Below are 25,840 nucleotides of genomic sequence, written 5' to 3'. Positions count from 1 at the left end.
CCCGTCTTGATACTTGATACTAACTACCCGCTACTAAAAAGCGTTGGTTGTTTAATAAAAGAAGCGTATACACATACCCCCTTTAAAAGAAACTCACAGGAAATGGAATTTGCAGTTAGAAAGCTGAGGGACAGAAAAAAACACGCAAATGCTGAGTTTACCCCCTTACAATGCTGATTAAGCCAGTCATTATATTGCACATTGCCATCTACCTTAGCCTCACATTATAAACCAACCAAAACTTCCTGGTTCTGATTATCAACTATTGCGTACTAACCAATTCCGTAGCCTATGCTTTGACGGCTTTACGGGATATATGCCAAATATGCTTGCTAACCAACCAATTATAAACCAAAAAAAACAAATGAAAAAAACCTTAATTTTCCTATGTTCCATTTCTATTTTTTGTAGTTGTACAAAAAACACAACCGACCTGACACCAGCGAACTCATTGGCAAATGCCAAACCAACAAGTTCGGCAACCACAATGGCGGTTGGAGCTGCCTCTATAGCCGGTGTAAACTGGGCCGATGGCCGCGATAACTTTGTGGATGGCTGGGTTATCCCATCCGGTTTAACCGCTTCCGACAGTTACAGCACGGTTAATGCAAAAGCCAATTCAATATTATCGGGCTTTCAAACCAACATGCCGGGCGTCAATACAGTAAGGTTACCTATTAATTATCCCAGTGTATCCCAGTCGTGGTGGAGCGCTTATACTGGCGCCATAGATGCAGCCCTTAACAAAGGAATGAAAGTAATTATATGTTGCTGGGATAGCGCATCGGCCAACGATGGATTGATAGATAACATGACCAATTTCTGGGCCATGTGGCAAACTGTAGTTAATAAATATGGCAGCAACAGTAACGTTTATTTTGAGGTGTTTAATGAACCGCACGGCTACAGTTTATCCAGTTTAACAACCATCTATGCGCAGTGGCTGGCTAATTATCCCAGCGTTGCAAAAGGCAGGGTGTTGCTAAGCGGTACTGGCTATTCAGACAACGTAACAGGGGTTGGCGCCGACAGCCGCTTTACCAGCTGCCTGCTTTCATTGCATAACTATGCTTATTGGTCAACACACTCTACCGCTGGATGGCAAACCGACTGGCAAAACAGGTATGGCAGTTATGGTTCAAGGACTGTAGTTACCGAATTTGGGGCAACAATGAACAGTGGTAAAGATTACCAGAATGGTTCACAATCCGACAATGAGATTGCTTACATAGTAGGATCGAGTAATGTATTCCGGAACAATGGTATTGCAAGCGTTTACTGGCCTGGCCTGAGAGACAATGATAGTTACAGCATCCAAAAAAGAGGCGGAAGCGGCAATAACATAACCCTAACCACTGTAAATTCTTCCGGCGTTTTCCGCGTTCGTTATGGTTGGGGACTAAACTAACCCTTTTTACAATTTACCTTTAATATATATATCCAAGAATATCGTTAGCAAGACAATCAATAAGGCCGCCTCATATGCAATTATGAGGCGGTTTTTTATTCCGGGCTCTTCAATACCTACTTGAAAAGAAACTCTAAAGCCGTCTGCCATGTATAAAACTATGTAGATCCGGCTTAATTTCCGGTAGCTGCTTCATTAAAGTACTTTTCAATTTCGTTCACGGCATTTTCAAGTCCTTTTTCATTCCTTATTTGCCCGCCAATAGCTGCCGCATTGTTCCTTACTTCATTGGTTTGAATTTTTGATAGCGCCGAAATCAGCTTATCGGCATCGAGCTTTTTAACCGGGATATGCACCCCGAATTTCATCCGTTCGGCTATTTTGCCCCAGGTTGGCTGGTCGGTGTAAAACGAAATAATAATTACCGGCAAATTGCTACGCAGCATAGCTGCCAGCGTTCCGGCGCCACCGTGAAATACGCCTGCCTTACATTTTGGTAAAACAGCCCCGTGGTTTACATATTTTGCTACAAACAGGTTTTTATGCACCGGTAGGTTTTCGAAAAGCGACCAGCCTGTACAAAACAAAACCCGCTCATTGGTTTTATTTAAAATGGTGTTTAAAATATCTATAAACTTTTCGGTATTGCCAACGCCGTTACTGCCAAAGCCAATGTATATGGGTTTATCACCCTGCTGTAACCAATCATTTAATGTAGCCGGGGTTTCGTCCTTAAACTGGCCCGGTATTTTTTCTTCCGGAACAGTTAAAAAGCCGGTTATTTTATGGTTATCATCCCAATCTTTAGGTTGCGGAATCAGGCTGGGGCTTAAGCAATATAAGTCGAGTGGCTGTTGCTTGCCAATATAGTCTATAAGGTTTACCTTTAAAATGGGCAGGCCTAATTCTTGTCTGAATTCGTTGGTCTCTTTCTTTACAAACTTCCAGAAAAACAGGTGCGCCAGCTTATAGGTAAGTTTATTATACCAGGCAAAATTCAGGAAATCAAAATCGCCCAAGGGGAATTCAGCTGTAGGTACAACCGGCGGCATAAAATAGGTCAGCGCAATTTTTTTATGTTGCTTTTCTGCAATCGCGCTGGTAATGGGCAGCGTTGCTGCATTGGCTATAATAAAATCTACCTGGTTAATTCCTTCTATACAGCTTTTGCGTAAAGGCCCCCTTATTTCATGAAGCGCTTTAAAAAAGTACTTCATCAGCTTAATGGTGTTCTCTGTTTTTAATACGCTCTGCCCCTCCGGCGAATTCATCATTTTTTCGGCATTTCCATACAGCGGATGAAAGGCAAGGCCATAGCCCTCCACTAATTCCTTGAAATTTCCTGGCGCCGCAATAATTACCTGGTGTGTTTTTTCGCTAAGCCCTAAAGCCAAAGCAATATAGGGCTGTATATCGCCCCGTGTTCCGTAAGTAAAAATCCCTATGTTCAATTGTGGTTGGTTTATTTACAAAGGAACTGATACAAAAGGATTTCTTTTAGTAATTGGTAAAAAATAATGGGCACCTCATCGAGGCAGTTTTTCAGGCTAAAACAATAATCAATTCATTGCTTGGCGAAAGCCAATTTTCTTATATTTATTTTTTGATACTTTTTTGTAATTAGACTATTAGGCTACGATGAGGAAACCTCAAAATGATAAAATTCCGATATCGAAAATAAGCTATACTACTGTAAATGCAGATTTTAGTGGCCTAAATGGCGAGGCCAAAATATTTTATCTCAATCCAAAATGCGTTTTAGTTGGATTAAACGATGTGCCATATATATTATTTATTACCGCCGATTTCAACCGCGATGACCTGACAAAAGCCGTTAGCGAAGATCTATACGAAGTGAAGCGATTAATTTTACAGCCCACTTTCTAATATATCCGCCCCGACGAGCGAACTTATTGTAAAATTCCGGACTGGTTGTTGGCTTTTAAAAAAATCGATTTTTTAAAATTTGAGTATGTGGAATTAGATGAACTTTGGCTTATGCGAGGCTTGCCGGTACAGCATTTAATTTTACAAAATGTAAAGTTCAATGACCGGACAGTATTCACGAATAGCATAATTCAATTTGCTCTTCTTAATGAAATCACTTATGACGACTCATTGGATCATGAGATAATAAACAAAATTGCCTCCGCTAAACCTAATATAAAGCTCTCTTACGAAAGCAATGATTTATAAATTAGAAACCAATTTTGGTGCAAGCATTGTATTGTGGACATTGAGCGATGGCTGACTTGTGATTTTCTTAGTCTGAAAGTTTCGGCTGCTTATTGTTGGAGTTGTCACCTCCAACAACGGCGCGGATTACCGGTAAAGCATAATACCGATTTCCTGGCTCAAAAACTCCGTTTCAGTTAAAAATATTAACCACCAGTGGTGTACCACCCCGTACCATGGCGTGTCATCCCGTATCAGGGTGTGTCACCTTGTACCGGCACAGTACACTTTAACGCTAAAACTGCCTCATTCCAAAAAAGCTCTCCAATACTATCCTTTATCAATCTCGCTAACCCTTATCGAAAGTATCCCAAATGCAAAGGTAAGCGATACGAAAATCAGTTGGTATATTAGTAAAAACAGCAGCATGCTATAGTTTAACATGGCCGATGACGACGACTGGATAACCGTGCGTACATCATCACGGCCCCACTCCCTTATTAAGTTGGCTTTACTGCCTGTTTCCTGCAGCCCCTGCCTAAGTTCGCCCTGGGGCCATACCGGGAAAAATACGGACTTCGAATCCTTATACCCCACAACATACTGGTTAAAAAGGAACAGGTAAAAAAACAATGTAAGCCCAAATGTTACTATCGAAACTATAGCTAAAAGATTGATGGTTTTTACAGAAAGGGATTTGAAATAGCCGGAGTTGAACCTCAATATTAAAAGCGTAAATACGCCAAAGGATTCTATAATGCCACAAAACAGGTATTTTGAACTATCGGGTGGTACCCCAATATTGCTTAAAAGCACCGCCAAACCCGGAATGGTTGCAAACACTCCCGAACCGGCTTTTAAAATAGTTTTCCATTTATTCATTTTGAAAATCTACAGTGACTTTTTGAGTTGGTTCTATATCCATCGGCCTGGTATAGTGCGTACGGGTAAGGAATTTATTACCCAACTTGAATACCACTGTATAGACAGTTTCATCAATGGTTACAGCGGTGTTTGTTTGATCGCTATCCACCATGTAATCACTCAACAAACCGATATGATCTTGCCACGTGGTGTTTTCAAATTTGCTCTTCCAAATTCTGTGCGGTATTAAATATACGCTGGCTTTTTGCGGTTGGGATTGCAGCGTTAGTTTTATTCGCATATTAATACCGCCATATTTAACAACCTGCGTCTCGCGCCCCCACCAAACAGCCCAGCAGGTGAGCATTTTATGCTGATTATAAATTTTTCGGGGGATGCGCACCTTAATTAAATAACCAACAGAATCTTTGTCTATTACCGTTGCCAATTCATACCAGTTTATTTCGGGGGTATTATATGTAAGGGCAAAGCCTTGAAGCGTGCCTGCAGCTTTTATCTTAGATGTAGGGTTTACGTGTAAAAAGGCCGTTATAACCGAATCTTTTTTAAGCGTGCTATCGGGCGAGTTAACCCATTTACTATAAATTGAATCTAACTGACTGGCATAAAAACGAAGACTATCAGTTTGCGAAAAACCCTTTAAGCTACACATGAGCATAAAGACCAAAAGGATAGCAGCTTTTTTTAAAACACATTGCAAAGTCATACTAACAGGCTTAAGAGGGCACAGATTGACTGGCATTTTAAAACGGAGAAATTAAAATACCGGCAACTTATAACAAGCTGAATATTAAACTAATATAGTGGATAAAAAGAATATGTGCAACCCATTTTTCCGCAGGTGCTTTAATTTCGGCCGGCACAGGATAATCTTGCCGGGGAATATCATTATAAAGTGTAAAACATCATTTACAATAGTTTACATTTCATTTACAATAGTTTACAATTTGCGATACAATAACTTTATTTTAAAGAAATTCATTTACCTGAAATTTAAATAAGCTTTACATTTAAATAAGTTTTTTCAAGTAGCAAATTAAGGTTGTAACTCGCATCGACATGACCATCGGCTCGCTTATTTACACAATACTGCCAATATTTGGGATGATCATCATTTTGCTGTGCATGGCTATGTACCGGTGGGGAAACCAGGCAAAACTGATAGAAAAGCAACACTTTGGGGGCTATGGCCTGCAACTCGACATTTCGGTGATAACGTTATTTATATTAATTGCGGTACTCTCCATCGCTGTTAGTGTTTTCTTTTATTATAAATCAACAGACAGCAAATTAACAGCTTATGAAACAATGATTAAAAGAATGCAGCTGGACAGTATAAATACTAAACAAAACACCTACGAAACTATCACTATTTTAAAATCAAATTTTTTCTGCTACCGGTTTAAACTGAAGGACCTTCCAAACGGTGTGCCCCCGGAGGTTTCTTCATTAAAGTTTACTTTTTACAAAAACTATAATGACGTTCAAAATGGCGTTGAGCTGCCTGTTAAACCATCGGGGCAAGGTTATAAAGTCACTTTTTATTATACTAACGAAGATTTTCAGGATGCCTACCCTAAAGTAGTGCTGGAAGATACGAAAACAAAAAAAAGATGGGTGTCGCCAACATTTAACCCAATAACTCCTACTGTTGAACTGATCCCCGAAAATTGATTGCGCCATGAAAATTGTATCAATTTTGTTTCTCCTATTATTAACCTTGCCCGAATGTTGGGGACAATCTCAGCCCGGACACTTTGACAATGAGTACAAAGAGTATAGTACCAACAGAACCGATTATAAAAGCTGGAAGGTTTTTGTAATAGGCAACCCGCAATTTATAAAATCAATAAAACAAATTGATTATACCCTGGATGGCACTTATGGGCAGCAACATATTGTGGTAATAAACAACGGTGATAATCCTTTTTTTACCATGTGTAATAAAGGTTGGGGAGAAATTTATATAAAAATAAGAATCAGCTACAATAACGGCTTAGCAGATACATTTGAATCGTACCGGGTAGATTTAACATCGCCTAATAAGCGAAATGTAAATTTAATTTGTAATGACAGGTAAATTCTGTACCTGGGCGCCGCCCCCCGGGTTTGTACGCCAGTATGTTTTTATACGGTTAAAAAACGCAAACTCCCGGATGGAGTTAAACATGGGGAGTTGGGTATTTATTACGCTGCATGGTGTTTACTTATCAACGGGGTATCCCCATAGTTATAACAAGCTCAGCGAAAATACTTTGCAGTAGCTGGGAGGGCATAGAGACCACGAGATTCGCGGTCAATCTCGCTATTTCGGAGCAAGGTCGCCGTACCAATAAGCAGCTGTTACACCGCCATCCATCAAAAAGTCGCTGCCGGTAATGAAGGCTCCGTCTTGCCCCATAAGCAAAGCGCCTACGCTTCCAATCTCGTCGGGAGTACCGGCTCTTCCGACAGCGGAGATATCGATCATTTTGCGATAACCTTCGCCGCGGGGGCCGCTTAGTTCATCCTTAGCCAGCGGCGTAATAATAATTCCGGGGCTAATCGCGTTGATCCGCGCACCACGTTTGCCCCAAGTAACAGCTTCGGCCATTACGCGCAGTGAATTTCCTCTTTTGGATAATTGATAAGCATGTAATGAATCTTTAACCTGGGCAGGCTGTAAAAAATCTAAAGATAGCAATTCGTCCGCAGGTGTGGTTGCCAACGCCTTATCCTGTTCAGGAGTTAATGCCGGCAAGCGGTGCCCCGACTGGGAAGCGATAACTACGCCGGATCCGCCGCTGGCAATCACTTTGCCAAATTCTTCCAATACGACAGCGTTGCCATAAAGATCGACATGCAGTATCGTTGAAGGCGATGCCTGTGACGGCGATACACCGGCGGCTTGTATCAATCCGGTTATGCTGCCGATTAATGTCGCTTTTTCAACCAACGCCTGGATAGACATACGCGACGAAATATCAACCGTTGTGGTGCTTACCTCAAAACCTGCCTCGCTCAACACTTTGGCGGCAGCATCTCCATTCTCTTGCTTCAAATCGGCCAGCAAAATATGCTTTCCGGCACTAACCCTGCGTGCAATAGCCTGCCCTATGGAGCCTGCGCCAATTACTACAATTACATTCTTCATAAATATATGCTTGTTTATGTTAATTATTACGACACAAAATTCCTACCTTTTTTTATTGAATGTTATACGAATCATCCTCCCCGGCTTCTAACCACCTCCCTTTGTTTACGTTGATCCATTGCTTGCCGGCGTACGGCAATGGGTTACAATGCGGGCGCGCTATATATGCCATATGCATGTTTTTCCCAAACCTTTAAAGGGACAAGTTTATCATGCTCAAAATCGTCGTAATAAATGGCATAAGTACCTGCATTCACCCTAAATCTATAGTGGGCAAACAAATGATCATTAGCATCGTCGCACACCGAAACATTGTAATACTTTTTGCTTAAAGTAGGCGTGCTTTCTATATAAGCTTTTAACGTTCGCTTCTCTTTAGCATGTTCTGCCATATACTTCCTGGCCCTTACAATCTCAGGTAACGAGTTTATCAGTTTTAAAACCTTCTTTTCACGCTTACTTGTACCAATAGCGTCCTGGGCTTCTACCCCGGTTATAAACAACGTTAAAATGAAAAGGGATACCAGTAAACGTTTCATCAATATTTTTTGATTAAAAATAGCTTTTTGTTTCAGTATGTGATGAGAATTTTGATTCCCGGACAGCGAAATCGCTTTTACACTTTTTCATCTACAAACGGTTAACCTTTAAACGATAATACACTTCCAAGCTGCCTCGTAGAGGCTACCTGTTTGTAGAAAATAAATAGTGAACCCTTTTTTTGCTCCTTAAGAGTTACATTTCTTCAGGGTCAACTTTTAAAAGTGATTTCCCTGAATTCCCGGCGCGTCGTTTTTATTTTGCGTGAATTTCACCCCCGCTTTTTACAGCTTCGCCCTTTTTACACTTTGCCTCTACCCCTAAAAAAACATCTTTGCATCATATAAACAGGTATAAAGCTTAATAAGCCTGGAAAATGGAACAGGAACCCCACATACCGCCGGTTCGCATCCCTTTTTCGGAAGTTTAGCGCTATTTGTAAAACTCAGGCCTTGTTTTAAGGCTATGCATCTGAAAAAAGGTTTAACATTTAACAACCAGCCGATGAAAGCGATCCAAAAAATGAAAAACATTTTATTTAAAACCATGCTGCTGCTTGTGATATTGCCGGCGTGTTCAAAAAGCGGTAACACTACCAAGACCCCGCCGCCAGATGACGACCTGCAGGGGCCTATTTCCCGGCCGGCATCAGGATACGGCGCTGATGGCTCCTACCAGGTTGCCGAAATCAGTTTCGCCAATCCCGAATACGCGGGCACCAGTGTAACCATCTTTTACCCGGCCGGTATCAGCACGCCCAGGCCAACCATATTTTACTCGCATCCCTATGGCGGCGAAAATAAGGAATACAACCGCGGCCTGTTTGAATTCATTGCCAAAAAAGGCTATGTAGTAGTGTTTGTTCCGTATGCAACAAACGATATCAGCATCGATCATCGTTACTATACCCTGTGGGCTGGCTTTACCAAAGCAGCGGCAGATTACCCTAATATTATAGATACCAAAAAAGTGGGCTTTATGGGGCATTCCTTCGGCGGCGGAGCCTCCATAGGCCTGGGCTATAAAGCTTTTACCCAAAACGGTTGGGGACAAAACGGGCGTTTCCTGTTTACGATGGCGCCCTGGTACAGCTACCAGATTACCCAGGCCCAATTGCAAAGCTTTCCGGCCAATACTAAAATGATAAGCCAGGTTTATGATGAAGATGTGATTAACGACCACCGGCTGGCCATCGATATTTTTAAAAACATCAATATAGCCAATAGTGAAAAGGATTTCTATTACCTGAAACCATCTACAGTTGCCGGTTACAATTATACCACGTACCACACGCTGCCCAATTCAAGAAACGCGTATGATGCTTATGATTACTATGGGGTATACAGGCTACTGGATGCGCTGATTGATTACAGTTTTAACGGCAGCACTGCCGGCAAAAACGTGGCGTTGGGCAATGGCTCAGCCGAACAGGTAACCATGCCGGGATATAATGATCAATTTATGGTCCCGCTTGAGGTTACCGATAACCCCAGCCCCAAATACAGCCAAAGTAAATATGAGTTCTCTTGCGGAAGCCCAACCAACCCAAGAAGCATTAACTGTAATTAGCAGACAAACACCAAAAACACCATACCCTCAAAAAAACTAAAATCAATATATTATCAACTACAATAAAATCACTATGAAAACAAAATCGTTATTCGCCATGCTCTCTGTTTCACTGCTTGTATTTGCCTGTAAGCCAAAAAACGGCACCGGTGAAGCTAATGGCAAAACTGATAGTGCAGTTAAACAAGATACCCCGAAAGAGACTGTGGCCCATGCCGATGCGCCGGCCGGTAACACCCCCAAAACGTACACCATATCATTTACGCCCGATAGCGCCCTACTTGGCAAACAAAAAGAAGTAAGCATAAAAATAAGCCCGGTAACCGCAACAGACCTAAGCGACCCCGACGGCAAATCGGAAGGAATTGAAATGACATTTAAGATTACGATTACCAATAAAAATAAAATTGGCAGTAGCAGCGTTGGTGTTTCACCGTCGGATTTTCGGTTGGTGCTTGATAATAATACCTCCATATCGCAAACATCCGGAGGTTATGTTTCTGCCGAGGCCGAATCTACAAAAGAATCAAACGAGATAACTTACCGTTTGCCAACTGGCACTAAACCAAAAACATTGAATTTGTTTTATGACGAAACAAGGGCAGCGGTTGGTGTGAGTTTAAAGTAACACGGGCGTTATGAAATGCGCATGCTTTTAATATCGAACACTGAAAGCAATTTTCGGTGCTGGACATTCGAAATTCAGTGTTTCGATATTATTTGGACTTCTCTTTTGGGATAGGGTTGCAAAAGCCAAAGAGTTTTTTTATGCAAACTCCCTCTTCCAGACAATTTAACAAAGAAAGAAGCATCCATAAAATGATAAAAAACAGGTTGGTTCAAAAAGGTCACCTTGTTTTTTATTTAGCGTAATTGGCGAATATCTTTTCAGTACAATTGTTCAACCTTATTCGGGACGCCCGAAAGTTAATGCAAAGAAAATGGCGGCTCCCACTGCCTTTGCACCGGCTACTACAGCCCCCCCCTAAAAATCCGGGTTAATACTAAACTTAATGCCGTACTGGTTTACGCCGGGATGGTCGAGGTAGTTGAAGCGTTTGATAACGTCAACCCGCAGCAATTTAAATATATTGCCTATACCAACACCGGCCTCGACGTAAGGAGTGCTACCCAGGGGGTAGGTGCCGTTGGCGTTGCCCAGTGCCGGGGGCAGGTTATACAGGTTGGCAGAGTACAGCGGATTGTTTTCATTACGTAAACCGCCGTATATGGCTTTAAACGAAATAAATTCGCGCCATTTAAGGTGTTCTATCAAAGGTATCTTATTCAGGAAAAAGCCGTTGAAGGCATGGGTTATATTAATACCGGCGTAATGGTCGGTCACAAATTCCAGGTAATTCATGTTGTTATAACCATCGGGATTGTACCTTAACGACTGATTGGCCGATGGAATATTGAGCAAAGGAAACGGCACTTTACCGGTAATGAGGGCTCCCAGCAGCGTAACATCTGTGTAACCTAATTGCGAAAGGTAAAAGCGCTTATAAATATTTGCCGATATGTTATTGTAATCATAAGCCCCGTTGAGCAGGTCCGCAAAGCCATGGTTAATTTGTAAGTTAAAAATAGGGTATTTGCTATAAATGGTATGGCGTTCACGCGGGCCTTGTATTATTTGCTCGTGGGGCGCATACCGCAGGCCAAGGGCAACTTCGCTGGTTGTGAGGCTGTTGATAAGGCTATTATCGTTGTTTGATTGAAACAGCAACGTTCCGGCAGGTCGCTGGTTCCAGTTGCGGAAGGCCAGGTTGTACGAGAAATGATTTTCGAAATCCTTAACATAGGCCACCGTAAAAATGCGGTTATACAGCCAGTAATTGGTGGTACCAGTATGAAACGATGTAAGCGCGGCCTGTTGACTACTTACGGCAAAGCTTTGCCCTGGCAGGTCGACATCATACCGGTAGCTTATTTTAAAATAGTCGTTAGGGTAAACGTATGGTGCTGTTTTATTTAAAGAAAAATAGGTTACCAAATTGTATTTGGCTTTTTCATCTTTTATGCCGTAAGCTGTATAGCCTTCCAGGAAAATGAACCTGCTGAGTTGCGGCGTTGTGCGCCCGCCCACCTGGAAACGGGCACCCTCCTGGTTATCATAAGCAAAAAAAGATCCTATTGGCCCCAGCTGAGTAGGCCCCACAGCTGCAAACCCGCTGGTAAGGGTTCCTGCTATCCAGGTTAGTTTTTTAAAAGATGGCATGCCCTCCAGCCGGTTGATATTTGCATACAGGTGCGCTTGCTGGGCGGTAAGGCTATCGGTGCGGTGCTGCGCCCAGTAAGCGGTATCGGGCTTGTTTGAATTTGCCGCCGTTTGCTCGCTTTTACCTTCATAAAACAACGCTGTCTGCGGCTGATTTAGCTTGTAGTTATCATAACTCACGGTACGCCGGCCATATACGGCGGTGCCTTTATTTTTCAGGATGCCAAAGTCGGCCACCACATCACTCTTTTTAAGGTAATAGCGTCCATCGGCGTGCGGTTCAAAATCAAGATTGATTTTGAGGCTGCGCATAAAGTTGATATTAATTTGCTTGTTAACATTCAGTTCGCATGATTCTACGGCGTAACGGCCATCCATCGTGATCAGGATACGGCCTTCAAAAAGAAGATCGCCTTTGTTACGTGGCGTAAAGCTGAGCTCGATAAGTTTGCCTTTTTCGGCTTGTATGGTGTCGGTAATAAAAAATTTGTAATACTGCGGCGAATGGTTGGCAATAGGGCTTAGGAACTGGTTGGCAATTATAAATATATTATTTTCGTAAATATCAATATTATTGCCGTACAGGCGGTTAAAGTAAATAGCCAGCCCAACAGTATCAGTAAATTTTATAATATTAACTTCTTTTTGGGCAGTTAAAACCCTGATGGATTTGGGCGGGCTTTTACGGTAATAGTTTTGAAACAGCTTCTCGCTAAAATAAACCGGCAGGGAAGTTTCCTTTTGCCCGTTTATTTGCAGTGTAGTATCAATCATGAACTTATACTTGCCAAAAAACTTGCCATTGATAAGCTTTGGCGACAGGTGAAAAAGAGACATGCCGATGCGCTCGTACTGGTCGTACTGTAGGTAATCGGAGCTTTCCATCCGGTTTTGATCCTTATGGTCTATCACCTGCTGAATGAGTTCGACCGCGGGATTGTCCTTATTGCGGTAACGCTGCTTTCTACCCGATTTAATGGCCACCTCCTTTAGCTCGGTTTGGCGGCTGTGCATCCGTATTTGCAAATTGGTGGCCTGTCCCGGCTTTACAGCCCTGGTAACCGACTGATAACCCACGTACGAAAACGTAACCAGGGTAAAAGCGCCCGGCGCCTTTAGCAGAAAATTACCCTGTTGATTGGAGGTGGTACCAAAACTACTGCCATTAAAAACAATGCTGATGTAAGCCAGTGGCAAACCCGAAGCATCATCCACAATGCGGCCACTTACTGTAGTAGTACGGCTTACTTTCGCGGTATCTGTTTGCTGTGCAGCCGCGTGTAACGAAAATAAAAGAAAAAAAATCAAGCCACCTTTAATTGGCTTACCGGTAACCAGGCTCCCAAAAAAATGGCCTATGCGCTGTGGCAGCAAAATTAGCTTAATGGCGGGGTTACAAAAAGTTAGTAGCAAAAAAGTAAATAGCAAATTAAACAATTTAACGTTAAGAACAGGTTTGAAGTATTTATGTTTCCACATAATTATTAAAATATGCGCTGCTCCATCAGGCCAAAACACTACGCTCTGACGTTTATCAACTTGATTTTTCTTTACCCTTCAGCTTCTCTTTAAATTTTTGGTCTTCTTTATCCTTTTTTTCCTGTGCCTTTTTCAGCGCTTCGGCCTTTTCTTTTTGTTCGTTTTGGGTAAGCGGCTTATTTTTTGCCTTTTCGTCGGCCTTTCCTATGCCGGCGCAGCCTTTAAGACCGCCGAGCAGGGTAAGCCAAATGGTTTTAAAGTAAGGAAAGTTTTTGGGCCGAATAAAAGCGACATCGGCCACGCGGGGTATAGTTTTGCCGTTATCGGGGTTATCGCTTTTAAGGATCAGTGTGTTTACCAATAGCGATTTGATGTCTTTTGTGGCATAACCTTTTTGGTCGTCGGGTTTCAATACATCAACCTTTAGGTTGTTATATAAAAGTGTAACCTTGCCCGTAGATAAATGCTGATTGCCGTGGATATTAAAGTCAAGACCGGTTACCCTGCCGGATGTAAAGCGCACCAACCCAAGCGGCATTACAGCGGTATTAACATCGGCCAGGTTCACACCTCCCAAGTGGCCTTTGTAGCTATAACTGTAGCCGGCATCGGCCAGGTTAAAGCCAAAGCTTAGGTTTAGCCTGCCCTTGCCCATAAACAATGTGCTGAGGTTTACTGTAGCCAGGGGCTGTTTTTGCAGCAGGGCTGTTTTATTGGTAAGGTTAAGAAACCTGCCTGTTACAGCGTTAAACTTTACGGTACCGGTTTTGTGCGATTTGTTTTTTTTGAATTCACTGTAATTTACATCAAGGTTTTTAATATCAAGGGTGTCAATCTGCAGCCCCATTTTTAACCGGCGAATGGCCCAGTTAGGAAAAGTGACTAACCTATCGGTGGTTTTAAGCGGCCCGTTGGGGTTACTGAATATGCTGAATTCGCCCCTGTTCAGCACCATCCTGGCTACATCCAAACTTTTGCCCCGGCTATAGTTCCGGTAGTTAAAATGGTGCAGTATAATGGCATCCAGGTGCAGGCCAAAACGGTCGGTTCGGCTTTTGGCCAGGTATTCACTCAGGGCAAGCGGCTGTACATCTACCCCGGCAATATCAAGCCGCGAGGTTTTGGTGGACAGCTTCATTGAATTTATTTTATAGGTATACAGCCCGTTTGCCGATTTACCCGTATAATGCTTAAGACGGGCAACAATATCGCGGCAGTAAAGCGTTCGGCTGGTATCTGCCTGCGTTGTGGAATCAATAAGGAGGCTGGTAGCGTGTATATCCACTTCTTTTAATACATGGACGGATGGCCTGGGGCCCGATTTATCCCGGTAGGTAAAGCTGATACCGTCCAGGCGGATATCGCCTACATGGATTAGATTAAAACTTGCAGAAATCTTTTGATAAAGGGTGCGCTTGTCTGCAGGCTTTTTGGGCTGATGCTTATCGTCGTTTTTGCTGATGTATATTTCAGGATTGTGGAGGTCGATCAATGCTACTTCTATCTTTTTATGCAACCATATATCTAAGGGATGCGCACCAGAAACTTCCAGCCGCTTTACTTTTAGTTCCAGTAAATGGCCGGGGGCATTGCCAGACTGTTGCAGCCTGTGGGATATAGCAGTATCGGGGGTAAAGGTGATATCGTGCAATACGGCGCTGCCATTAAATACGTTCAGATCAAGTTTGCTAAAATTTACCCGGTACAGGCTGTCGGTGCCTTTAAGCACAGCCTCTTTAAATTTCGCCGAGAGGGTTCCGCTTAAAAAACTATTTAAAAAAAGCACCACCGCGATCAGGATAACGGTCAATATGGCCACACCTATTGCCGCTGTTTTTCGCCACCTATTTTTAAAAACCCAAGCCGTCATAATTCATTTGTTTTTGCATTCAGCAACCACAACGGCGGCTTTTACTGCTTGTTTAACAAGAGAATGGAGAAATTGATTTTATAAATTCAAAAGTTAAAATTCAAAAGTCAAATTTGATTTACGTAAGCGATAGAAAACAACCTTACGACCAAAGCCCACAAAAAAGCCCGCTCCTTTGCAGGAACGGGCTTTACAAATGATTATATAGAGTATTAAACTATTTTAACATTTACTGCATTTGGGCCTTTACGACCTTCTTCTACGTCATAGCTAACTGAGTTATTCTCGCGAATGTTGTCAATTAAACCAGATGAGTGTACGAAAATTTCGCTTCCGCCATTTGCCGGGGTAATAAATCCGAAACCTTTTTCGTCATTAAAAAATTTTACTGTTCCTTGTTGCATTATATTGTATATTAATAAGTTGCAAACATACACTAAATAATTGACATTTTTACTATTGGTAAAATAGTTTAATTTTTGGTAAAAAATAAGCTTTATTAAAAAACAGGCAATTAATCTTTGTCTTTATGGCCATGCCCCTTGCCGTGTCCATTACCATGGTCATCATCGCCCCCTTCATTCTTTTGCTTCTTATATTTTTGCTTGTCCCAACCCTTGTGCTTTCCATTATCCCAATGGTCACGATATTTTTCGTCACGGCTATCGCGGATAATAACCTGGTCATGACGGCCCTTGTAAGTGGCGTACTTTGTACGGTAAACGTTGTTCCTTAACCACGGGTCCCTTTCGTTTATTACAACTTTGTAGCTTTGATAAGGATCAAAATTACCGTATCTGCCGGGTAGTACACTTGCCTTTATCCAGGCATTGTTTTGGTAGTAAACATACTGATGTGTTGGCACGGAGTAATATACATCAATATCGGGCATATAATAGTAACGGGCATAATCGTAACCAACGGGCCCCCATGCTGGCTGACTTCCGATGTTGATACCAAGACTTACACTTACCTGGGCATCGGCTGCCTTAAAGCTAAAAAAGCTTAACAGTGCCATTACGGCGAAAATTATTTTTTTCATATAAAGTTAATTTGTAAGTACGACAATGTATTATCAAAAAGGTTTGATTAACGCATTTATTACTTTATTAAAATGCGTGGTTTCCGCAATTCAAAGCTGATAAAATTCCATTCCTTAAAATTATCTTACCTCAAACCCAACTTTTCTGTATCTTCTGTTATTTTTACAACATGAACACCCTCCGTATCACCCGCACCACCAGCAACAATCCCGATTTCCGCACGCTGGTAACCCAACTTGATGCTGATTTGCGCAACCGAAATGGCGACATGATGGACATTTACGATCAGCACAACGTGATCGAAAAAAATGATACCGTGGTGGTAGCTTATCTTAATAATCAACCTGCCGGGTGCGGCTGCTTTAAATTATACGATGCTGACGCGGTGGAAGTAAAACGGATGTTTGTACACCCCAACGCACGCGGCAATGGTATAAGCAAATTGATTTTAAATGAACTGGAAACCTGGGCGCATAGCTTAGGCTACAAATACACCGTGCTTGAAACCGGCAAAAAGCAAGTGGAGGCGTTGAGTTTGTATCCAAAATCAGGCTACTTACCCATTCCTCAATATGGGCCATATGTTGATTTGCCGGATAGCATCTGCTTCCGGAAGGTGTTGTAGTTACTAATATTCTTCCCCTGTATGGAAACCTCAATATTTACTCAACCAGACATCGGCCTGCTTAATCAGTTACAACCAGCCGACTGGCCCGATATTGTGCCTAATTTTTACTTTTATGTTGACTCGCCTTTCTGCTTTCCGATTAAAGTAGTTATTAATGACGCCATAGCCGGCATCGGCGCGGCCATCATACACGCCGATGTAGCATGGCTGGGCCACATCATTGTACACCCCGAACACAGAAGCAAAGGTATTGGCTTTTACATTACACAAAACCTGGTTGATATTGCCCACCAACATCGTTGCCAAACCATCAATTTAATTGCTACCGCGATGGGTGCGCCTGTTTATGAAAAAGCCGGTTTTATCACCGAAACAGAATACCTGTTCTTTAAAGATATACAGATACAACTACCAGGATTACCCACACTAAACATTAAACCATACCAGGAAAAATTCCTGCAGCAAATTCTGGCTATCGACCAAACAAACTCGCAGGAAAACAGGGAACCATTACTCCGGGAACATGTTAAAACAGGATTAATATACTGTAACGATGATACCGTTGAAGGCTACTATTTGCCAGGCCTTGGCGAGGGTTTGATAATTGCCAACACCGCGTGCGCAGGTATTGAGCTGATGAAACTACATTTACGCACCAATGATAAAATTGCATTCCCTAAAAATAACAGCAATGCTGTAAACTTTTTGTATGAAAAGGGGTATAAAGAAATACGCACCGCCAAAAGAATGCGCCTGGGCAAAGCCCGGAATGTAATATTTTCCAGCATTTACAACCGGATAGCGGGCAATATTGGCTAAAAAAAAGCCCCCGGACAAGCTCCGGAGGCCAAACACAATCACCATTCTACACACACTGCTCACTCATTACTCACCATTCACTCAACTCACCATTCATTCACTCAACTCACTGTTCAACATTCACGACTCACCACTCACTACTCACCACTCACTATTCGGCTAATTGAAAATTCATTGGTATTACATATTTAACCCGCACGGGCTGGCCGTTTTGCATGCCGGGTTTCCAGGCCTTCGCCAGCTTTAGTACCCGGGCGGCTTCTTCATCAAACCCGTAACCGGCCCCACGTTCAACCTTTATATTTGACAGCGAGCCATCTTTTTCTATCACAAAACTCATCAACACTCTGCCAGATACACCCTGCTCCTGCGCTACCGCCGGAAACCTCAAATTCTTTTGCAAGAATTTACTCCACGCCGCTGCACCACCTACCGGTTCGGGCATTGCTTCAAGGTTGCCATCCATATCATGTATGGCATTATCAACTGCGGGGCCGGTACCTGTTGTACCCTTATTTGTATTAACATCCATGGCATTGCCTGGTTTATCAGCTCCTTTGCTATCTGTAGCTCCAATGGTGCTTGCCTGTAGTTCCGCAGTGGTATGCGGTTGAACGATGGGATCAGTAGGCACCACAACCGGAGGCGGGCTGGCAAGTGTTTTTACAGGCTCAACAGGCTTAGGTGGTTCGGTAGATTTTGGTGGCTCGGCCTTTTTTGGCGGTGCTACCGGGGGCTGAACCATCACGCTTGTCAAATCAACCGGTGTCATTTTAACTATTTCTACCGGTTTACCTTTAAAAACAAAGGCCGATATTACAATAACCGCAATGCCTGCAAAAGCCAGGCCCATTGCCTTACTCATGGTTCGGCCGTAATGTTGTCTTAATTCATAAGCTCCGTATTCTTTGTTACGATGGTCAAATACAAGGTCGAGCCACTCGGCATTGTACAAATCAAATTTTGCGATAGGCATATTTTAAAGAATTAAATTTCTATTATAACGAATATGCATTTATTATATTTTACAAAACATGAAAAAATATCATATTGTCAAAAAATAAATTTCATCAAAATTTCATTTTCTTATGGGTTGCGGGTTACGATTTGTGAGGTTCGGGTTGCGTGTTACGAGGTTCGGGTAAGGCGCATCGATTAATTTGCCTGGCTGCTATTCTGCCCGAACCTCGCTACACGCAACCCGAACCTTTTAGCTTGTCCTCGCTACACGCAACCCGAACCTTACATCCCAACCCATCACTAATTCTCCTCTGCCAGCTGAAAAGCAAACGGAATGCTGTAAGCTACGCGAACCGGGTGTCCATTCTGGATGCCAGGCTTCCATGGTTTGGCCAGTTTTAACACGCGCACCGACTCCTCATCTAAACCGTAACCCAGGCCGCGACTTACCGTTATATTTGATAACTGGCCATCTTTTTCAACAATAAAGCTGATGTAAACTTTGCCCGATATATTGTTTTCGCGCGCCAAAGCCGGGTACCGCAGGTTGTTTTGTAAAAACCTGGCCCAACCGGCCATTCCGCCATCGGGCTGTGGTAATACTTCTACCTCAGTAAAAGGCCTTACCTTTTCATCCTCGGTAATAGGGTTAGCCGTACCAGCGCCCCCTTTTGCGCCAGACGTCTCCAAAATATTTTCGGGTACATCTTCACCACTATGATCGGTACTGGCTATGGTTGACTTTTGAAGATCGGCGACGGTATGCGGGTCGACCGTTTGCTCGGCCGGCACCACAACAGGCGGCGGAAAGCGCAGTGTTTTTGAAAGTGTTTTGGGTTGAGGCAGATCCTCCGATTTTGGGGGCAAAATTTTGTGCTCTTTTTCCGTTGTTGGCGGTGGCAAAGGCAGCGGCATTGGATACTCATGAACCACTATTGTATCAACTTTATGCCTTAATGCCACACTTGCCACCACCCAAACTGTAATGGCGGCAAAGGTTAACGCCATGGCTTTACCCATGGTACGGCTATAATGCTGCCGCAGTTCGTAAGCACCGTAGGTTTTGTTACGGTGATCAAATACAAGGTCGAGCCACTCGGCATTGTACAAATTAAATTTTGTTGCTGACATAGTTTAAAGAATTTCATTCTAAAAATAACGACAAATCGAAACAAATAGTATATTTTATTTTGATTTAATCGATATTTACCAAATAAAATTCCGCGAGACGACAAAAACCTTCGTATTGGGATAGCGATTGGCCCCGCGTTGTGCGGGGCTCATCGCCCACTCCTGCCCGTCATAAAACGGGGTCTGGCAACCCCGGGGGCCCACTTTAATTACTGTCGGCCAATTGAAACTTAATTGGTATTACATATTTAACACGCACCGGCTGGCCGTTCTGCATGCCCGGTTTCCAGGGCTTAGCCAGTTTAAGTACCCGCAACGCCTCTTCATCAAGCCCAAACCCTACGCCACGCTCAACTGTTATGTTTGATAAGCGACCATCTTTTTCGATAACAAAACTCATGATCACCCGCCCGGATACACCTTGTTCCTGCGCCACAACAGGAAATCGCAGGTTTTTCTGCAAAAAGCTGCTCCATGCTACTGCGCCGCCGGCAGGTTCGGGCATAGCCTCAAGAGCGTTAAAATCATGTATGGTATTGTCCACTACAGGAACAACCACCGGCTTTGTACCGGCGCCATCCCTGGCGCCCGACTTATCAGCTACATCAAGTACGTTTTCAACATTTTCGCCACCTGCAACCTTAACATCAGCATTACCAATAGCACCTTGAATTTTACTAATTACCGGCGGCTCAACAGTTGGTTCGGTACTCACAACCACCGGGGTAACAAACCTGGTGGTTGATACCTTTTGCGTTGCTTTAACCGGCGCTACCGGTTTTGGTGGTTCAGCCGGCTTTACCGGTTCGGCTGGTTTCAATGGCGCAGCAGGTTTTACAAGCTGCGGGGTTAAATCAACAAGGGTTATTTTTAAATTATCGGGCGATTTTGGTTTGAAAATCAGGCTTAGCACGACAAAAACAGCCACACCGGCCAAAGTAATGGCCAGTGCTTTTGCCAAAGTACGCCCATAATGCTGCCTTAATTCGTAGGCACCGTACACTTTGTTACGATGATCAAATACAAAGTCGAGCCACTCGGCTTTGTACAAACTAAATTTGGCCGATTGCATCTTTCAAAGAATTATTTATATATAAATAACGATTTCAAAGACGTTATATTTTACAAAACCTCAATAATACATCTATAAATTAAACAAATCCGATCAAAACCTACCGCTTAATAAAAAACTTGTAAAATTTTATTTTCGGCGATTATTTCTTGCAAAGGCCACATTATCACGCGCCTTTTCCTGTATTCAGTGAATTAAAAAAACAATATCTATACATATTTTTCACATAAATGCACAAAAAGTTAAAAAACTTGTAAAAAAAATGCAATTATTTTATTTTTTTACTACTTTTAGACATGTTCAACAGCCTTTATCGGTTTACTGCGGTAATTTTCCTTTTGTTTTCCGGGTTTTCAGCCTCGGCAAGGGGAGGATTGTATCATGCCAGCCATAAAGACGATAAAAAAACCTCCGTATCGGCCACAACCAACCATCATAGTCCTTACAGCTATGATTACAGCCTTAACAACGTACCGGTACAAATTATAAATCTCCAGCAGCATCGGGGTTCGCATTCGCTGCCATTCCTTTACACAAGCCCCAATTTTTACACCATACACGTAAAGTATCTCAATTTTATTTGCGGCAGGGGTACAAGCGAGCTATCGCGGTTCCGCAAACTCATTCTTTTTCCGTTCCACGCTTTTTGGTAATAGTTAAACAATTTCATGCGGCTGTGCTGATTACACAACCGTGTTTATTGTTTTTTAAAACTTAGTTTAAATACTTACAAGCATTTTGATTGGGTGCCTGCAGGTACAGTTGTTGAACTGCCCGGTATTTTGATTGGGTACCGGGCAGTTTCTTCACCCGTCATTAAACTAAAAGTATTAACCAACCTCGTTTATACAGCGTTATGCATGCTCACATAAGGGCCAGGCGTTAGCAATTGGTTGTCATTGCAATAAAGTTAGTTATTGTAGTCACCATCAATATTTTATAAACCGGGCTTTTTGAAAACCTGGCTTTTTGCTTTAGACATGAAGCTATCAGCTTTTTATTAACTATTCCCTAAAACCCTAAGCATGAAAAAATTCATACCATTTGGCATACTGCTACTTATTATAGTACTTGCCCTTATATTTCCTTCGGTTACATTAACAACAGTTAAAGACAGCAAAATTGATACCGGCGATACTGCCTGGCTATTGGTTAGTACAGCCCTTGTATTGATCATGACACCCGGACTTGCCTTTTTTTATGGCGGTATGGTAAGCAAAAAAAACGTACTATCAACCATGCTGCAAAGCTTTGTTTGTATGGGCGTTATCACCGTTATCTGGGTTATTTTTGGTTTTAGCCTTGCATTTGGCGATACCATTGGCGGTTTCATTGGCGATCCGCGTACCTTTTTTATGATGAAGGGCACATTGGGCAACGCTACCTGGAAACTTGCACCCACCATTCCGTTGGTATTGTTTGCTATGTTCCAGTTAAAATTCGCGGTTATTACCCCGGCCCTTATTACCGGCGCATTTGCCGAGCGTATCCGCTTTAACTCATACGTTATTTTCCTTTGCCTGTTCATGGTATTTATATATGCGCCTTTGGCCCACTCTACCTGGCACCCTGACGGTTTCTTGTTTGGCAAAGGCGTACTTGATTTTGCCGGAGGCACTGTTGTACACATGAGCGCCGGCTGGGCAGCCCTTGCGTCGGCATTATATTTAAAAGGCCGTAACGAAACATCGCATAATCCTGCCCGCATCAGCTACGTATTATTGGGTACAGGTTTATTATGGTTTGGCTGGTTTGGCTTTAACGCCGGCTCTGCTTTAGGTTCGGGTACGCTTGCAGCTACCGCTTTGGCTACAACAACAACAGCATCTGCTGCAGCAGCAATGGCCTGGATGTTTTTTGATATCCTGCGCGGCAAAAAGCCGGGTGTACTGGGTGCCTGTATTGGTGCCGTAGTTGGCCTGGTTGCTATTACGCCTGCAGCTGGCTTTGTAACCATTCCCCACTCATTAATAATTGGTATTGTTGCAGCTGTAGTAAGTAACCTTGTAGTTATCTGGAGAAGCAAAACCAGCATTGACGACACACTCGATGTATTCCCCTGCCATGGCGTAGGCGGCATGGTTGGTATGCTGCTAACCGGTGTATTTGCGCATCAAAATGTAAATAGCGCCAACACTACAGGTAATGGCTTATTTTATGGCGAAACCCATTTGTTTTTCCTTCACCTGGTAACTTTAGTTGGCGTATCGGCCTTTGCTTTCTTTGGCTCATTATTACTGTTAAAAATAACCGACATGATAAGTACATTACGTGTTACACCTGAAGAGGAATTAGCAGGTTTGGATATTAGCCAGCACGATGAAGAATTGTAATTACGCGATTTGATTTACACTAATTTCACGAATTCGGTCGAATTTCGCTAATAAGCTTTTAAGTTCTTATACGAAAGGAGGTGTTCACGAATTATCGTATAAAAAAAAGGAAATTAAACAACCAACAATCAAACATAATATCAATTAACAAAAAAGAATTAACGTTTTTACTATTGTCTCGCCAAGGCTAACTAAAAACTAAAGCCGCCCTAAATTTTGAGGGGCGGCTTTTTTGATTCACACGAATTGATTCACACGAATTTCACGAATTGGATCGAATTTCACCAATCCACTTCAAAGCATGTTAACTTCAAAGTATGTTAATAAAGAGGAAGGTGCGTAAGAGCTATTTTATCAAAAAAAAATAAAACAGTCAGTTGGTAACAATAGCTAAAAATCAACTATTTAAAACAGAATCGCTACCGCGGTTTGAACCATTGGACTAACACAATGAACCAGCAGATAAGTAATAAAGCGACACCAATGAACCAGTGAACCAATGAACTAACACAACGAACTACCAATCCTTGGTTGATATCTTTTTCAATTCCTGGATTGTTTTTTTCGCCGGCGCTGTTTTTAGCATATACGATTTTAAAACCGCACCGTTTTGCCGGCTATAATTGAGTATCTTATCCAAATAAACGGCTACGTCTCTTTTCTCCAGCTTACTTTTTGCCTCCTCCATTGGAAATGTAATGCCAGGATCCAAAACCTCCATGCCATACCTGTCGCGCTTATAAGGGGTAAACTTAAAATCGGTAAACCAATAACGGTATTTTGAATCTTTAACTTCTATCCTTAATGAATAGCTTATTTCGCCGCCAGGGCTGCCCGATAATAACGACCGTTTCGACACCACGAAGCTACCTTCCCCACTTAATACACCCTGGCCTTCATCGGTTTTGGTAATTCTTAGTTTACCCTTAGGATAAGCCTTGTGCATAAAATACAATCCTCGGCCATACAAGGTATCCTTGCTTAAACCTTGTTGATCAACCGTTTGATAGTAAATGTATTTATTACGTTCATCAAAGGCCAGCGTGTCTTTTTGCGCAATAACGTTCTTTGCGGAAAGGATACAAATGAGAGCAATAAAAATGTTTTTCATTTAAAAAGAGTAAAAAAGAGTCAAGAGTTAAGAGTCAAGATAAAAAGCATACCAGCTTTATTATTAGAGATCAGCAAACCAAGGCAAGGGCTTCAATCTATTCAACTTTGAAGTCCTTTTCTTAATTCTTAATTCTTAACTCTCGACTCTCCACCGGTATAAAGATAAAAAGCCTCCCGGTTATATCAGGAGGCTTTTTGTAAAATAATGTTTTAATTTAAATTAGAACGCGTATACAGCGGCTAACAAAAACTGACCAGCTGATTTTGAAGGAGTGCCGTCACTCTTCCAGAAAACATCACCGGTTTTTGTATGATCTAACCTAAACTCAGGGATGAAAGTTAAAGGACCTGATTTGATGCTGCAAGTTAAGGTTGAAGCAAACACCGAGTTGCCAGGAGTAATGCCAATATCAGCACCACCATTTGTTGCTTTAGCTTTGAAATACTCCTCCCTTAAACCAAAAGTAACTGCTTTTGAAACAGCCAACTGAGGATATAGGGCATAACCAAAGTAGTTATAAGCACCCATACCTGTTTTACGGGCAGCATTTAAACCTAATTTAAACGCATCGGTTATCTGGTAGGCGGTGGTTAAATCCAATATAGTACCAGAGTATTTGCCGCTTGCAAAGTTAATGTAAGCTGTCCATCCTTTAACAGGTGCCAAAAACAACTGCGAGCCAAAGGTTGATACTTCTGGTGTAGCCGAATTTGATTTGTAAGTATTCCAGTTGTCATTAAAAATACCAGCCATCAAACTTACTTTATCAGAGAAAGCATAAGTTGCTTTAAAGCCTGCATTTTGGAACGGGCCTGCACTGAATAAATAAGAAGTTGAATAGTTAAAGTTACCTACCGGGCTAATTACCTCGTAACCAACAAATGTAGCCATGTAACCTGCTGTTAAGTTAAACTTATCGGTTACATCATAAGAAACGTATAAGTTTTGAATGTGGTAGCTTGAAGTACCAGCCGGCAGCGACCCATAAATAGCATCAGGAATTGACTGCTCCTGGCCACGCGGGCCAAATGACATTTCGCCAACAAACGATGCTTTGCCTACCTTTTTCTTTAAACCCAGATCGATCATACCAATTGATACTGAATTATTATCAGATCCGAAAGAGGTTTGAATGTTTGGCTTATTAGCAAAATCTTTTTTGAAGTAGGTATCTACCGACCCATAGATAACCAAAGGGGCATCTGCAGTGGTTTTAACGGTATCCTGCGCTTTAACAACGAAGGAACCGGCAACAAGAGCTGATAAAAGTAAAAGTGTTTTTTTCATGATAACGATTTAATTGATTTGAATTTGATTTGGGTTGAAATAAAGCTCTCCCATTAAGCTAATGCACAACAATAGCCTTTAGTAAAAGCGGTTAAATTTTATAAGATTGATAAAATACCTGTGCGGTTAGCTGTAAAAGGTTGTCGGTATTTTTTACCAACCAACCGCACAAG

At 42.3% G+C, this 25,840-nt stretch carries 24 protein-coding genes; 10 read left to right on the top strand and 14 right to left on the bottom strand.

Annotation, left to right across the window (positions count from 1 at the left end; genetic code table 11):
- Positions 1-364: 364 nt before the first annotated feature.
- Positions 365-1,408, top strand: coding sequence for a cellulase family glycosylhydrolase (locus BMX56_RS14010; RefSeq protein WP_090649506.1), 1,044 nt, complete (start codon positions 365-367; stop codon positions 1,406-1,408).
- Between the two features lie 173 nt (positions 1,409-1,581).
- On the opposite strand, the gene BMX56_RS14005 is transcribed toward BMX56_RS14010, so the two are convergent.
- On the bottom strand, positions 1,582-2,859 hold the full coding sequence (locus BMX56_RS14005) for a glycosyltransferase (protein ID WP_143065444.1): 1,278 nt from the start codon (positions 2,857-2,859) through the stop codon (positions 1,582-1,584).
- 187 nt (positions 2,860-3,046) lie between these two features.
- On the opposite strand from BMX56_RS14005, the gene BMX56_RS14000 reads away from it, so the two are divergent.
- Positions 3,047-3,295 (top strand): hypothetical protein, encoded by a 249-nt coding sequence (locus BMX56_RS14000; protein WP_090648821.1) that lies wholly within the window; start codon positions 3,047-3,049, stop codon positions 3,293-3,295.
- Between the two features lie 618 nt (positions 3,296-3,913).
- Here BMX56_RS14000 and BMX56_RS13990 read toward each other — a convergent pair.
- Together BMX56_RS13990 and BMX56_RS13985 are read right to left on the bottom strand one after the other, a co-directional pair.
- Positions 3,914-4,465 (bottom strand): hypothetical protein, encoded by a 552-nt coding sequence (locus BMX56_RS13990; protein ID WP_090648811.1) that lies wholly within the window; start codon positions 4,463-4,465, stop codon positions 3,914-3,916.
- On the bottom strand, positions 4,458-5,120 hold the full coding sequence (locus tag BMX56_RS13985; protein WP_090648807.1) for a hypothetical protein: 663 nt from the start codon (positions 5,118-5,120) through the stop codon (positions 4,458-4,460). Before BMX56_RS13985 ends, BMX56_RS13990 begins: the two co-directional genes overlap by 8 nt.
- 407 nt (positions 5,121-5,527) lie before the next feature.
- Here BMX56_RS13985 and BMX56_RS13980 point away from each other — a divergent pair, with 407 nt between their 5' ends.
- Together BMX56_RS13980 and BMX56_RS13975 are read left to right on the top strand one after the other, a co-directional pair.
- A complete protein-coding gene (locus BMX56_RS13980) occupies positions 5,528-6,142 on the top strand; it encodes a hypothetical protein (protein WP_090648804.1) in 615 nt (204 codons plus the stop codon).
- Positions 6,143-6,149: 7 nt separating this feature from the next.
- Positions 6,150-6,548: a pYEATS domain-containing protein gene (locus tag BMX56_RS13975; protein WP_090648800.1), complete on the top strand. Its 399-nt coding sequence runs from the start codon at positions 6,150-6,152 to the stop codon at positions 6,546-6,548.
- A 225-nt stretch (positions 6,549-6,773) separates the two neighbouring features.
- Here the strand turns inward: BMX56_RS13975 and BMX56_RS13965 are convergent, their stop codons facing one another.
- Complete coding sequence (locus tag BMX56_RS13965; RefSeq protein WP_090648792.1) at positions 6,774-7,601, bottom strand: SDR family oxidoreductase; 828 nt, start codon at positions 7,599-7,601, stop codon at positions 6,774-6,776.
- Positions 7,602-7,744: 143 nt separating this feature from the next.
- The gene (locus BMX56_RS13960; protein WP_090648789.1) at positions 7,745-8,140 is read right to left on the bottom strand and encodes a hypothetical protein; all 396 of its coding nucleotides are present in this window, start codon (positions 8,138-8,140) and stop codon (positions 7,745-7,747) included.
- A 505-nt stretch (positions 8,141-8,645) separates the two neighbouring features.
- On the opposite strand from BMX56_RS13960, the gene BMX56_RS13950 reads away from it, so the two are divergent.
- Positions 8,646-9,710, top strand: coding sequence for an alpha/beta hydrolase (locus BMX56_RS13950; protein ID WP_255369844.1), 1,065 nt, complete (start codon positions 8,646-8,648; stop codon positions 9,708-9,710).
- A gap of 73 nt (positions 9,711-9,783) precedes the next feature.
- A complete protein-coding gene (locus BMX56_RS13945) occupies positions 9,784-10,338 on the top strand; it encodes a hypothetical protein (protein ID WP_090648773.1) in 555 nt (184 codons plus the stop codon).
- A gap of 357 nt (positions 10,339-10,695) precedes the next feature.
- Here BMX56_RS13945 and BMX56_RS13940 read toward each other — a convergent pair whose 3' ends face one another.
- The 4 genes from BMX56_RS13940 to BMX56_RS13925 form a co-directional block, all read right to left on the bottom strand.
- Entirely contained in the window at positions 10,696-13,410 is a 2,715-nt protein-coding gene (locus BMX56_RS13940; RefSeq protein WP_090648768.1) for a DUF5686 and carboxypeptidase-like regulatory domain-containing protein, read from the bottom strand.
- A 55-nt stretch (positions 13,411-13,465) separates the two neighbouring features.
- Entirely contained in the window at positions 13,466-15,280 is a 1,815-nt protein-coding gene (locus BMX56_RS13935; protein WP_090648763.1) for an AsmA family protein, read from the bottom strand.
- A gap of 212 nt (positions 15,281-15,492) precedes the next feature.
- A complete protein-coding gene (locus BMX56_RS13930) occupies positions 15,493-15,684 on the bottom strand; it encodes a cold-shock protein (RefSeq protein WP_090648758.1) in 192 nt (63 codons plus the stop codon).
- A gap of 110 nt (positions 15,685-15,794) precedes the next feature.
- Positions 15,795-16,322, bottom strand: a complete 528-nt coding sequence (locus tag BMX56_RS13925) for a hypothetical protein (protein WP_090648753.1) — start codon at positions 16,320-16,322, stop codon at positions 15,795-15,797.
- A gap of 170 nt (positions 16,323-16,492) precedes the next feature.
- On the opposite strand from BMX56_RS13925, the gene BMX56_RS13920 reads away from it, so the two are divergent.
- Both BMX56_RS13920 and BMX56_RS13915 read left to right on the top strand, forming a co-directional pair.
- A complete protein-coding gene (locus BMX56_RS13920; RefSeq protein WP_090648749.1) occupies positions 16,493-16,948 on the top strand; it encodes a GNAT family N-acetyltransferase in 456 nt (151 codons plus the stop codon).
- Positions 16,949-16,969: 21 nt separating this feature from the next.
- Entirely contained in the window at positions 16,970-17,770 is an 801-nt protein-coding gene (locus BMX56_RS13915) for a GNAT family N-acetyltransferase (RefSeq protein WP_090648744.1), read from the top strand.
- Positions 17,771-17,921: 151 nt separating this feature from the next.
- Here the strand turns inward: BMX56_RS13915 and BMX56_RS13910 are convergent, their stop codons facing one another.
- The 3 genes from BMX56_RS13910 to BMX56_RS13900 form a co-directional block, all read right to left on the bottom strand.
- Entirely contained in the window at positions 17,922-18,746 is an 825-nt protein-coding gene (locus BMX56_RS13910) for an energy transducer TonB (protein ID WP_090648739.1), read from the bottom strand.
- Positions 18,747-19,030: 284 nt separating this feature from the next.
- Positions 19,031-19,861 carry an energy transducer TonB gene (locus tag BMX56_RS13905; RefSeq protein WP_090648735.1) on the bottom strand — a complete coding sequence of 277 codons (831 nt, stop codon included), beginning with the start codon at positions 19,859-19,861 and terminating at the stop codon, positions 19,031-19,033.
- A 205-nt stretch (positions 19,862-20,066) separates the two neighbouring features.
- Positions 20,067-20,933 carry an energy transducer TonB gene (locus BMX56_RS13900; RefSeq protein ID WP_090648732.1) on the bottom strand — a complete coding sequence of 289 codons (867 nt, stop codon included), beginning with the start codon at positions 20,931-20,933 and terminating at the stop codon, positions 20,067-20,069.
- Positions 20,934-21,229: 296 nt separating this feature from the next.
- Between BMX56_RS13900 and BMX56_RS13895 the strand changes: the two genes are divergently transcribed.
- Both BMX56_RS13895 and BMX56_RS13890 read left to right on the top strand, forming a co-directional pair.
- Positions 21,230-21,586: a hypothetical protein gene (locus BMX56_RS13895; RefSeq protein WP_090648727.1), complete on the top strand. Its 357-nt coding sequence runs from the start codon at positions 21,230-21,232 to the stop codon at positions 21,584-21,586.
- Between the two features lie 372 nt (positions 21,587-21,958).
- Positions 21,959-23,266: an ammonium transporter gene (locus BMX56_RS13890; RefSeq protein WP_090648721.1), complete on the top strand. Its 1,308-nt coding sequence runs from the start codon at positions 21,959-21,961 to the stop codon at positions 23,264-23,266.
- Between the two features lie 517 nt (positions 23,267-23,783).
- Here the strand turns inward: BMX56_RS13890 and BMX56_RS13885 are convergent.
- Both BMX56_RS13885 and BMX56_RS13880 read right to left on the bottom strand, forming a co-directional pair.
- Complete coding sequence (locus tag BMX56_RS13885) at positions 23,784-24,377, bottom strand: DUF4468 domain-containing protein (protein ID WP_090648716.1); 594 nt, start codon at positions 24,375-24,377, stop codon at positions 23,784-23,786.
- A 222-nt stretch (positions 24,378-24,599) separates the two neighbouring features.
- Complete coding sequence (locus BMX56_RS13880; protein WP_090648712.1) at positions 24,600-25,667, bottom strand: porin; 1,068 nt, start codon at positions 25,665-25,667, stop codon at positions 24,600-24,602.
- Between the last annotated feature and the right edge of the window lie 173 nt (positions 25,668-25,840).

Source organism: Mucilaginibacter sp. OK283, assembly GCF_900110415.1.
Lineage (GTDB): Bacteria > Bacteroidota > Bacteroidia > Sphingobacteriales > Sphingobacteriaceae > Mucilaginibacter.
The sequence above is the reverse complement of the archived record's forward strand: the minus strand, read 5'-3'. Positions and strand labels throughout refer to the sequence as shown.

Bases quoted from the DNA above. Each gene is read 5' to 3' on its own strand.
- BMX56_RS13950 (WP_255369844.1), top strand. From the start codon at position 8,646: ATGAAAGCGATCCAAAAAATGAAAAACATTTTATTTAAAACCATGCTG.
- BMX56_RS13900 (WP_090648732.1), bottom strand. From the start codon at position 20,933: ATGCAATCGGCCAAATTTAGTTTGTACAAAGCCGAGTGGCTCGACTTT.
- BMX56_RS13935 (WP_090648763.1), bottom strand. From the start codon at position 15,280: ATGACGGCTTGGGTTTTTAAAAATAGGTGGCGAAAAACAGCGGCAATA.
- BMX56_RS13925 (WP_090648753.1), bottom strand. From the start codon at position 16,322: ATGAAAAAAATAATTTTCGCCGTAATGGCACTGTTAAGCTTTTTTAGC.
- BMX56_RS13965 (WP_090648792.1), bottom strand. From the start codon at position 7,601: ATGAAGAATGTAATTGTAGTAATTGGCGCAGGCTCCATAGGGCAGGCT.
- BMX56_RS13990 (WP_090648811.1), bottom strand. From the start codon at position 4,465: ATGAATAAATGGAAAACTATTTTAAAAGCCGGTTCGGGAGTGTTTGCA.
- BMX56_RS13985 (WP_090648807.1), bottom strand. From the start codon at position 5,120: ATGTGTAGCTTAAAGGGTTTTTCGCAAACTGATAGTCTTCGTTTTTAT.
- BMX56_RS13885 (WP_090648716.1), bottom strand. From the start codon at position 24,377: ATGAAAAACATTTTTATTGCTCTCATTTGTATCCTTTCCGCAAAGAAC.
- BMX56_RS13910 (WP_090648739.1), bottom strand. From the start codon at position 18,746: ATGCCTATCGCAAAATTTGATTTGTACAATGCCGAGTGGCTCGACCTT.
- BMX56_RS13945 (WP_090648773.1), top strand. From the start codon at position 9,784: ATGAAAACAAAATCGTTATTCGCCATGCTCTCTGTTTCACTGCTTGTA.
- BMX56_RS13915 (WP_090648744.1), top strand. From the start codon at position 16,970: ATGGAAACCTCAATATTTACTCAACCAGACATCGGCCTGCTTAATCAG.
- BMX56_RS14010 (WP_090649506.1), top strand. From the start codon at position 365: ATGAAAAAAACCTTAATTTTCCTATGTTCCATTTCTATTTTTTGTAGT.
- BMX56_RS13940 (WP_090648768.1), bottom strand. From the start codon at position 13,410: ATGTGGAAACATAAATACTTCAAACCTGTTCTTAACGTTAAATTGTTT.
- BMX56_RS13930 (WP_090648758.1), bottom strand. From the start codon at position 15,684: ATGCAACAAGGAACAGTAAAATTTTTTAATGACGAAAAAGGTTTCGGA.
- BMX56_RS13890 (WP_090648721.1), top strand. From the start codon at position 21,959: ATGAAAAAATTCATACCATTTGGCATACTGCTACTTATTATAGTACTT.
- BMX56_RS13920 (WP_090648749.1), top strand. From the start codon at position 16,493: ATGAACACCCTCCGTATCACCCGCACCACCAGCAACAATCCCGATTTC.
- BMX56_RS13895 (WP_090648727.1), top strand. From the start codon at position 21,230: ATGTTCAACAGCCTTTATCGGTTTACTGCGGTAATTTTCCTTTTGTTT.
- BMX56_RS13975 (WP_090648800.1), top strand. From the start codon at position 6,150: ATGAAAATTGTATCAATTTTGTTTCTCCTATTATTAACCTTGCCCGAA.
- BMX56_RS13880 (WP_090648712.1), bottom strand. From the start codon at position 25,667: ATGAAAAAAACACTTTTACTTTTATCAGCTCTTGTTGCCGGTTCCTTC.
- BMX56_RS13960 (WP_090648789.1), bottom strand. From the start codon at position 8,140: ATGAAACGTTTACTGGTATCCCTTTTCATTTTAACGTTGTTTATAACC.
- BMX56_RS14000 (WP_090648821.1), top strand. From the start codon at position 3,047: ATGAGGAAACCTCAAAATGATAAAATTCCGATATCGAAAATAAGCTAT.
- BMX56_RS13905 (WP_090648735.1), bottom strand. From the start codon at position 19,861: ATGTCAGCAACAAAATTTAATTTGTACAATGCCGAGTGGCTCGACCTT.
- BMX56_RS13980 (WP_090648804.1), top strand. From the start codon at position 5,528: ATGACCATCGGCTCGCTTATTTACACAATACTGCCAATATTTGGGATG.